This is a genomic window from Chamaesiphon sp. VAR_69_metabat_338 (genome assembly GCF_031423935.1).
In the GTDB taxonomy this organism is placed as follows: Bacteria; Cyanobacteriota; Cyanobacteriia; order Cyanobacteriales; family Chamaesiphonaceae; genus Chamaesiphon.
The window spans coordinates 1-2,720 of the sequence record NZ_JANPGM010000751.1; the positions used below are offsets into that span (position 1 = coordinate 1).

The window sequence follows — 2,720 nt, forward strand, 5'->3', positions numbered from 1 at the left end:
TCTCGATCGATCTACCCGCACCTTTGTTCTGTACTGGTGATTGGTGTCGCGGGCGCAAAGTAGAAGATGCTTATCTTGCAGGGTTGGCGGTTGCCAATGCGATTCGGGGTTAGTAATCGATCGATCGCAACCTAAATGAAAACACTGGCTGAAATATTGAATATTTCCCCTAGTTTCTTAGCTTGTGCCTTGCTAATCGATCGCTTGCCATTGACGATCGACGATACCAATCCTTTCGATGGGCTAAGGACTCCAACCAAGTCTACTTGCTTCATGCCTCTAGCTTCCATCAAATGCTGTAAAAATTCGTGAGGTGCTGTCTGAGACCACTCTTTGAGAGAATACGTTTCCTCTTCGTAATCCATAATTAACTTAACTAGAAGTCTGAATAAAACAGTTTCTTCAGGTGTGCGGGTCTGCTTTTTAAAAATCAGCCGTTCAGCTACTGCTAGAAACTGCTCGTATTCTTCCTTGGTTTCAATAATTTTTGGGATAATTCTATCTCGATCTAATAGTTCGAGATAATTGCTTCTGCTAATAGTAGATATCATTTTTCCACTGCTGTTTATTATATTCGGCGTGGGTTAGGAAATATTTGAAGTAAGCTACTTGTTCTTCATAATCAATATCGATGATTAGACGATATTTATTGCCTTTAATATTGAAAACTGTAAAGTTACCAACAGCTTCCGCAGACTGGTAGTCCTGCTGGACATCAATCAAATTTTGCCATTCTGCCTTCTCAAACTTTTTAGAAAAATTCTTGATTACTTCCTCTACGTCAGGATATGAGGCTGATGCCTCTTTGAGTTTGCCAGCAGAAATGAGGTGCATGGGAGCGTTCCTTTAGATATTTATATGGGATGTTAGTTTTAGAGTTATTCATTCTTATATTGTCCCTAGTTTCAAATATGAAGCGTATGTTAACTTTCAGAGTCAAGATACTTACATACTGCCATATGATTATGTTTGCATATTGAAAACAAAAAGTCAACACTAAATTTTGGTGCTGTTTAGATGGAGATCGAGCATAGCCGCAGACACGCCATTCGAGTAAAATCCAGATAATCACATCACTTCATCCCCAGACCGAACTATGAGTTATAGAATGGATCGCCGTGCCTACGCTCAGACATATGGCCCCACAACAGGCGATCGAGTCCGCCTTGCCGATACCGAGCTATTCATCGAAATCGAGCGCGACTTTACGACATATGGGGATGAAGTCAAATTTGGGGGTGGGAAGGTAATTCGGGATGGGATGGGACAATCGCCGATTTCTAATGCCGATGGTGCAGTAGATTTGGTGATTACCAATGCGGTGATTCTCGATTGGTGGGGGATTGTTAAAGCCGATGTCGGGATTAAAGACGGCAAGATTTATAAAGTCGGCAAAGCTGGCAATCCTTATATTCAAGATAATGTCGATATTATTATCGGCCCTGGCACCGAAATTATCGCTGGTGAGGGGTCGATTTTGACAGCGGGGGGGATTGATACCCACATCCATTTTATCTGCCCCCAACAAATAGAAGTCGCGATCGCCTCAGGGATTACGACAATGATTGGTGGCGGGACGGGGCCAGCAGCGGGTACGAGTGCGACTACCTGCACGCCTGGAGTGTGGAATATGTATCGGATGTTGGAAGCGGCGGATGCCTTTCCGATGAATATCGGCTTATTGGGAAAGGGAAATAGCTCTCAACCACAAGGTTTAGTCGAGCAGGTGAAAGCAGGGGCGATCGGGTTAAAATTGCATGAAGATTGGGGGACTACGCCAGCCACGATCGATAATTGTCTGAGCGTCGCGGATGAGTACGATGTCCAGGTCGCCATTCACACCGATACCCTCAACGAAGCTGGGTTTGTCGAAACCACAATTGCGGCGTTTAAAGGGCGGACGATTCACACCTATCATACCGAAGGCGCAGGCGGCGGACACGCACCCGATATCATTCGTGTCTGTGGTGAAGCCAATGTGTTGCCCTCTTCCACAAATCCTACCCGTCCCTATACCCTCAATACCCTCGACGAACATTTGGATATGCTGATGGTGTGTCACCATCTCAGCCCCAGTATTCCCGAAGATGTCTCCTTTGCCGAGTCGAGAATTCGCCGCGAAACGATCGCGGCAGAAGATATTCTCCATGATTTGGGCGCATTTAGTATGATTTCTTCCGACTCTCAAGCAATGGGCAGAATTGGGGAGACAATTATTCGGACTTGGCAAACTGCTCATAAAATGAAAATCCAACGCGGCGGTTTACCTCAAGATAGTCAACCAGCAGATAATTTACGCGCCAAACGGTATATTGCTAAATACACAATTAACCCCGCAATTACTCACGGGATTAGTAATTATGTGGGTTCGATCGAGTCTGGTAAGATTGCCGATTTATGCTTATGGAAACCTGCTTTTTTTGGCGTCAAGCCAGAGACAGTAATTAAAGGCGGACTGATTGCCTGGGCGCAAATGGGCGATGCCAATGCCAGCATTCCCACACCCCAACCCGTCCACATGCGCCCGATGTTTGGGAGTTATGGCGGCGCGAGAACTAATACGGCTTTTACCTTTATGTCGCAAGTAGCGATCGAGCAATTTTTACCCGATCGATTACAGTTAAGAAAACAAGTTTTGGCCGTATCGGGGACTCGTCAAATTAGCAAGCGAGATATGAAGTTAAATGATGCGCTGCCAAGGATTGAAGTGAATCCTGAAA

3 protein-coding genes are annotated in these 2,720 nt (G+C 45.3%); 1 reads left to right on the plus strand and 2 read right to left on the minus strand.

Annotated elements, in window-relative coordinates; translation table 11 throughout:
- Window positions 1–131: 131 nt before the first annotated feature.
- Together RMO84_RS20705 and RMO84_RS20710 are read right to left on the minus strand one after the other, a co-directional pair.
- Entirely contained in the window at window positions 132–551 is a 420-nt protein-coding gene (locus RMO84_RS20705) for a transcriptional regulator (protein WP_310490325.1), read from the minus strand.
- Window positions 535–834 (minus strand): type II toxin-antitoxin system HigB family toxin, encoded by a 300-nt coding sequence (locus RMO84_RS20710; protein WP_310490326.1) that lies wholly within the window; start codon window positions 832–834, stop codon window positions 535–537. The genes RMO84_RS20705 and RMO84_RS20710 overlap by 17 nt, the downstream gene beginning before the upstream one ends.
- 262 nt (window positions 835–1,096) lie before the next feature.
- Between RMO84_RS20710 and ureC the strand changes: the two genes are divergently transcribed.
- Window positions 1,097–2,720, plus strand: a 1,624-nt coding sequence (ureC, locus tag RMO84_RS20715; RefSeq protein WP_310490327.1) for an urease subunit alpha, incomplete at its 3' end; no start/stop codon positions are given.